Genomic DNA, 6196 nt, shown 5'->3' on the forward strand with positions numbered 1-6196 from the left:
CGGGTGGGAAGGTTGACGCTTTTGATCAGCGCCTCTTTCTGCGCGTCGTCGAGACTTTTCTCGTCGCCCTTATAGAGACCCAGAAGGTTGGTTTCCGCTTCATCAAGTGCCATGCGGTCGGGTTCTTCGACAGCCGCCGCCTCGGCTATTGCGGTATCAACGCTCTCTTCGGAAATTGTTCCGCCCTCAACGGCCGCCTCCTGCTCAGCTGCTTCAATAGTCTTAGTGGCGCTGTCGAACGTATCCGGGTTTGCCGCATCCAGTTGCTCCTGGGTCGGCTCTTCACCAGCCTCAGCCACATCTTCCAGCGCCTTAACCGCTTCTTCATAGCCGGCGACATAATCGTATGCGTCAGCCAACGGGCCAAGCTTGGCGATTGTCGCATCGGCATCTGCATAGGCTTCAGCCGCATCAGCGTACTGAGCATCTGCCACAGCATAGGCTGCAGCAATACCAACGGGTCCGTTAAAGTTGCCGTTGCGGATATGTGCCAGTTTTGCGTTCGGGCTGGAATTTATTGCGCCGTTCATCTTGCCCATGTTGCTGGGATGGTCGAATGCTTTTTCGATACCGCGGTTGGTTTTCGTGCCTGAAGCTTTTGCCGTGCGGTTGTTCTTCTTCAGCCCGTCAAACAGACCAAATCCGTTTTTGACTTTATTGCCGAGGCGGTCAAGGCTCTTCTCAACTTTCGCACCGGCTTTGCCACGGGACGCGGTGCTTTTGCCACCTTTGTTGCCCTTGGCGACGCCGGATTTGCCTTTGTCGCCGGATTTGCCCTTGGCGCCATCGCCGCGGTTACCGTTGCCGCCGCCCTTGCCGTTATCACTCTTGGCAATGGCCGTATCCGCGCTGATCACGACGACCGCCGGTGCGACCGCGAAAACAGACAGAGCAAGGCTCGCGACACTGATCTGAAGATATTTTAACATTCTGATTTCCCTCTTCCCGCAAGCGGGTTTTTTTCTCCGGTGCACGGATCCTGGCACGTGAATGTGGCAACATTCCGGCCTGTGTCCGGTGCGGACGCCCCTGCCCGGCGTGCACAAAGCACGATAACGCGCTGGTCTGTAAAGGTTATGCAAAATTATCGCACCGATTTGAGCGCAAAAGCGCACCAATCACCAATGTGCGGCAGGTTTTCGCCGGGCCCGGGAAACAGTCGCACGCGCTGCCGGGAACGCGGCACCGGCCCGGAACCGCACGTCCAGAATGTGCCGCACCGGTCAGAAATCAGACAACGGGGATCATTTTCCCCACCCGCACGCGGACTTCTGCAATAATCGCACAAGTGCTGCGCTGCTTCGGACCGCCGGGCGCGCCGTCATTGGAATTGCGTTAAAGGAGTACACTATGCGTCTGATACTTTTGATCGGCATCGCGGGTTTGACCGCGGCCTGCACGCCACCGCCGTCCGGAACGGCCACACTGCCGGCCACGAGCCTGCCGTTTTTTGGTGATGGGTATCGCGCCGAAGGCGATCAGTGCCGGCGTCTGGGCGAATCTCCGGAGACTGCCGAATTTCTCGATCACACGGCCGATCTGGTCGGCTGCCCGGAGGACATGGAAAATCTGGGGGTCTTTGTGACCGATACAGGGGCGATCGAAGCCTTCCGCCAGGATGGCTATGTCGTGTATTCAGTGCCGACCGGGGTGTAACCCCCCCCGACAGGTGCAACTGGCGCAGGGATTTTTACCCGAGCGTAAGGCTCAGCGCAGGGCCGACGCTACGTCACCCCGGGGGATGTGACTTGACGCACGGTTGTCTTTGCGGTGACAACGACCCACCTGTCGGAGACCAGATATATGTATAAGCCTGCCATCACCGGGACGGGCGTTTTCACGCCGGAAAACGTAATCACAAACGCGGAGCTGGTTACCGCGTTTAATGCCTATGCCGATCTTTTTAACTCAGAGAATGCTGCGGCGATTGCTGCGGGCGAGGTAGAGGCCAAAGAGCATTCATCTGAGGACTTCATTGTCAAAGCCTCAGGGATCGAACAGCGCTATGTGATCGACAAAACCGGCGTTCTTGACCCACGGGTTATGCATCCGCTCTTTCCACAGCGCGCGGACGACGAGCCCTCGCTGATGGCTGAGATGGGGCTTGATGCGGCGCGCCAGGCGCTTGCGGCTGCCGGCAAGGATGCCGGTGGCGTCGATCTTGTCATCTGTGCGGCATCGAATATGGAACGCGCCTATCCTGCCGTGGCCATAGAAATTCAACAGTTGCTGGGTTGCGGGGGTTTTGCGTTTGACATGAACGTCGCCTGCTCCTCGGCAACCTTCGGCATTCAGGCGGCCGCAGATATGCTGCGTGCCGGCAGCATCCGCAGCGCGCTGGTCATCAATCCCGAGATCTGCTCTGCACATCTTGAATGGCGCGACCGCTACTGTCACTTTATCTTCGGCGACGTAGCCACAGCCACACTGATTGAGCGCACCGACGATGCGCAAGGGCCGTATTTCGAAATCCGCTCAACCCGTTGCGCCACTGAATTCTCCAACAACATCCGCAACAACAACGGCTATCTGCGCCGGTCGCGACCGGCTGGCATGGCCGATCGGCGTGACATGCAGTTTATGCAGAATGGTCGCAAGGTGTTCAAAGAAGTGCTGCCAATGGTTTCAGAGCATATCGCAGCCCATCTTTCAGATGAGGGTGTCGGTGCAGATGCGCTCAAGCGGTTGTGGCTGCACCAGGCCAACAAGACTATGAACGATTTCATCGGCCGGAAAGTTCTGGGCAGAACGCCCGAACCCGGCGAGCAGCCCAACATTCTGCAGGATTATGCCAACACATCCTCCGCCGGGTCGATCATTGCGTTTTCGAAATACTCCGATGATCTGCAGGACGGCGACACCGGCCTGATCTGTTCTTTTGGCGCGGGGTATTCGGTGGGCTCTGTCCTGGTGCAACGGCACGGGTAAAAACGGACCCGCCGGGTCAGGCGCCACCGTGATCCTCTTCGAGGTGCAGCTTCATATCAACCAGCACCTTTTGCAGTATCGAGGTTTCCCTGAGCAGTCGTCGCGCCTCGTTAACGGTGATTTTACCGTCTTCCATCGATTGGTGATACTCGGCCATGAGCATCGCAAAGCGCTGGCTCAGCACGATCACATCGCTGTTCACACCACCCGGGCGCTCGTTGTTGGGGCGGCGTTCGTCATATTGCAGCGAGGTGCCTGACAGTTCGGCCAGCGCACCTGTGACATGCGGATAGCTCGCGGCCTTTTCAAGCAGTGCAACTGTCTCAATGGGCATGAAACGGTCGGCGTGCGCTTCATGGTCGGAATAATATCTTCCGAGCGTTGCCTTTGACTTTCCCGCCAGGCTGCAGGCCTGTTCGATGCCGATGTCTTTGACCAGGACTTCAGTGTGTTTCTTAAGATACCGTCCGACTGCGTCCATATTTCTTACCCTCCGGTCCGCAGTAAAACAATTTCACCGGGGAAAACCATGCCGGGTTTTCCCATTAATCAGATGTCAGGGAAATGTCATTTATAAAAGCACTCCCACCTGTTGGGGGATTATGAGTAGCCGGCGTTCCCGCCGCCGGTCTTTGGGTAGGAGCCGCGCTGCGTGCTGCCGATGTGGGACAGGCAGGCCGGTGCGAACCGGCGTTCACGCGGCGGCTCTTTTCTGACCCCTGCGCGCCCTTGCAGCCCGGGATGCTGCGGCCTATCAAACTGCATGGCCAAGCTCTATTTTCACTACTCGACGATGAATGCCGGCAAGTCGACGGTGCTGTTGCAGGCGGCTCATAACTACCGCGAGCGCGGGATGGTCCCCTATCTTCTGACAGCGCACTTCGACAACCGGGCGGGTCCGGCGCAGATCGCCTCCCGCATTGGAATCGCGGCGGATGCCGATACCTTTGATGCCGGTGACGATCTGTTTGATCGCCTGAAGGAACGGCTCGCAGCCGGGCCGGTGGACTGTGTCTTTATTGATGAGGCGCAGTTTCTCTCAGCAGACCAGGTCTGGCAGCTTGCCCGCGCGGTAGATGATTTCGGCGTGCCGGTCATGTGCTACGGGTTGCGTGTCGATTTTCGCGGCACCCTTTTTCCCGGCTCTGCGACGCTGCTGGCCCTCGCTGACGAGATGCGCGAAGTGCGTACAATCTGTCATTGCGGGAAAAAGGCCACCATGGTCATCCGTCAGGCCGCCGACGGCACTGTGCTCAGAGACGGGGCGCAGGTGCAGATCGGTGGCAACGAGACCTATGTATCGCTCTGCCGGCGCCACTGGCGCGAGGCGACGGGCGACAGGCCCGCGGGAACCTGAACCGGGGGATACCCGTTTTACCGTCGACAGGTAATCACAAGCGGAGACCCTCATGGATCGCCTCAGCATTATTCTCACCCTCATGACCGGTGCCGTCATCGGTGGCACTTTCATCGTAACGGCGTTCACACTTGGCCATTTTTCTGTCTGGGCAGTTATAATTTCTGTTGTCGCAACGCTGCTGTTGTCATGGCCCATATCCTATCTGATCTCGCGCCGGATCAAATCACAGGACCCGAACTGGGACCGCAAAGCCGAAGCCCGGCTGGTGCCGGACACGGACGCGCCGGAAGTGTGATCAGACTGCGTTCGGCAGGTCTTTCCCTGCAAAAAAGGCCTTCAGGTTATCGACCGTCATCATCCCCATGTCGGTTCTGACCTCAAGCGCTGCTGTGCCGATATGGGGCAGCAACACCACGTTTTCCATTGCTTTCAGAGCGTCCGGCACAACGGGCTCAAATTCATAGACATCAAGGCCCGCACCGGCAATCTGCCCGGTTTGCAGGGCCGTGATGAGCGCGCTTTCTTCGACCACGTTGCCGCGCGCGATGTTGATCAGATGGGCGTGCTTCTGCATGGCGGCAAAGATATCCGCGTTGATCAGATGATGGGTTTCATCACCGCCCGGAACAGCAATCACGAGGACATCGACAGACCCTGCAAGCGCCCGCAGGCTGTCGGCGCGCTCTGCCGGGAAGTCGAGATCTTTTGCGGAGCGGGAGTGATAGGCCACGTTCATTCCGAACCCGTGATGACAGCGGCGCGCTATGGCCTGACCGATCCGGCCCATACCGACGATGCCCACGGCTTTACCGCCCAGGTGCATGCCGAGAAGCTGCGTCGGGTGCCACCCTTCCCATTTTCCGGCCCGGACGATCCGCTCACCCTCGCCCGCCCGGCGCGCACTCATCAGCATCAGCGTCATAGCCGTATCGGCCGTGGCGTCAGTCACCGCACCCGGCGTGTTGGAGACCGCGATGCCGGCCGCGCGCGCAGCACCGGTGTCGATGTGGTTGTATCCCACACCGAAATTAGCCAGCACCCTGCACCGGGGGTCCGGCACAGCGTCAAAGATCTCCTGTGAATAGAGATCCCCGAGCGTTGGCACCACGCCATCATAGTCCCGCAAAGAGGCCTGCATCTCAGCAGCGCTCATCGGCCCGGTATCCTCGCGCACATCAAGATCAAAAAGCGCGCGCGTGGCCTCCTGAACTGTTTCCGGCAGCGGTCTTGTCATCAGTATTTTTGTCAATGCATCCGCCCTCCGTCCGGTACGTTGAGATCGGGGCTCAGCAGCACAATCGCCCCGCCCGCGTCCGCAACGCCGAGCACCAGCACCTCGGACATGAAAGGACCGATCTGACGCGGCGGGAAATTGACCACAGCCATCACCTGCTTTCCGACCAAGACTTCGGGCGTGTAATGCGCAGTGATCTGGGCGGAGGTCTTTTTCTCGCCGATCTCCGGGCCGAAATCGATCCAGAGCTTGATCGCGGGCTTGCGTGCCTCGGGGAAGGGTTCGGCCCGCAGCACGGTGCCTTTGCGGATATCGACCGCCATAAAGTCGTCGAAAGTGATCTCAGCCATTGGCCAGCTCCCTTGACCGCTCGGCGGCTGCATGAACCGCACGGCGCAACAGGGCGGGAAATCCGTTGTCCTCGTCCATCAGAACCTCAAGCGCGGCCTGGGTGGTGCCGTTTGGCGAAGTCACATTGATGCGCAGCTGGTCCGGTCCGACATCTGCGGCCATCGCAAGCGCGCCGGCGCCGGCGACCGTCGCTTTGGCCAGCTGCAGCGCCAGCGCCGGATCCAGCCCCTCGGCCTCACCGGCTGCCGCCATTGTTTCGATCATGTGGAACACATAGGCCGGCCCGGAACCGCTGACGCCTGTGACCGCGTCAATCTGCGCCT

Annotated in this window: 9 protein-coding genes; 4 read left to right on the forward strand and 5 right to left on the reverse strand. The window is 59.4% G+C overall.

Going from position 1 to position 6196, the window contains the following annotated elements:
- Positions 1-929: hypothetical protein (locus Q0M35_RS16365; protein WP_295317333.1), on the reverse strand; the 929-nt coding region annotated here is incomplete at its 3' end.
- A 421-nt stretch (positions 930-1350) separates the two neighbouring features.
- On the opposite strand from Q0M35_RS16365, the gene Q0M35_RS16370 reads away from it, so the two are divergent.
- Together Q0M35_RS16370 and Q0M35_RS16375 are read left to right on the forward strand one after the other, a co-directional pair.
- On the forward strand, positions 1351-1656 hold the full coding sequence (locus Q0M35_RS16370) for a hypothetical protein (protein ID WP_295317341.1): 306 nt from the start codon (positions 1351-1353) through the stop codon (positions 1654-1656).
- A gap of 147 nt (positions 1657-1803) precedes the next feature.
- Entirely contained in the window at positions 1804-2928 is a 1125-nt protein-coding gene (locus Q0M35_RS16375) for a beta-ketoacyl-ACP synthase III (RefSeq protein WP_295317343.1), read from the forward strand.
- Between the two features lie 16 nt (positions 2929-2944).
- Here the strand turns inward: Q0M35_RS16375 and Q0M35_RS16380 are convergent, their stop codons facing one another.
- Positions 2945-3409, reverse strand: coding sequence for a hypothetical protein (locus Q0M35_RS16380; RefSeq protein ID WP_295317344.1), 465 nt, complete (start codon positions 3407-3409; stop codon positions 2945-2947).
- A 282-nt stretch (positions 3410-3691) separates the two neighbouring features.
- On the opposite strand from Q0M35_RS16380, the gene Q0M35_RS16385 reads away from it, so the two are divergent.
- Together Q0M35_RS16385 and Q0M35_RS16390 are read left to right on the forward strand one after the other, a co-directional pair.
- Complete coding sequence (locus Q0M35_RS16385) at positions 3692-4285, forward strand: thymidine kinase (RefSeq protein ID WP_295317345.1); 594 nt, start codon at positions 3692-3694, stop codon at positions 4283-4285.
- A gap of 52 nt (positions 4286-4337) precedes the next feature.
- Positions 4338-4583, forward strand: coding sequence for a hypothetical protein (locus Q0M35_RS16390; protein WP_295317346.1), 246 nt, complete (start codon positions 4338-4340; stop codon positions 4581-4583).
- Here Q0M35_RS16390 and Q0M35_RS16395 read toward each other — a convergent pair whose 3' ends face one another.
- The 3 genes from Q0M35_RS16395 to Q0M35_RS16405 all read right to left on the reverse strand — a co-directional run.
- Complete coding sequence (locus Q0M35_RS16395; RefSeq protein ID WP_295317347.1) at positions 4584-5522, reverse strand: D-glycerate dehydrogenase; 939 nt, start codon at positions 5520-5522, stop codon at positions 4584-4586.
- An 11-nt stretch (positions 5523-5533) separates the two neighbouring features.
- Positions 5534-5872, reverse strand: coding sequence for a tRNA-binding protein (locus Q0M35_RS16400; protein WP_295317348.1), 339 nt, complete (start codon positions 5870-5872; stop codon positions 5534-5536).
- A partial coding sequence (locus tag Q0M35_RS16405; protein ID WP_295317349.1) for a pyrroline-5-carboxylate reductase dimerization domain-containing protein occupies positions 5865-6196 on the reverse strand: 332 nt, incomplete at its 5' end. The genes Q0M35_RS16400 and Q0M35_RS16405, both read right to left, overlap by 8 nt.

This window comes from Roseobacter sp., from assembly GCF_024639605.1.
Classification (GTDB): Bacteria; Pseudomonadota; Alphaproteobacteria; order Rhodobacterales; family Rhodobacteraceae; genus Roseobacter.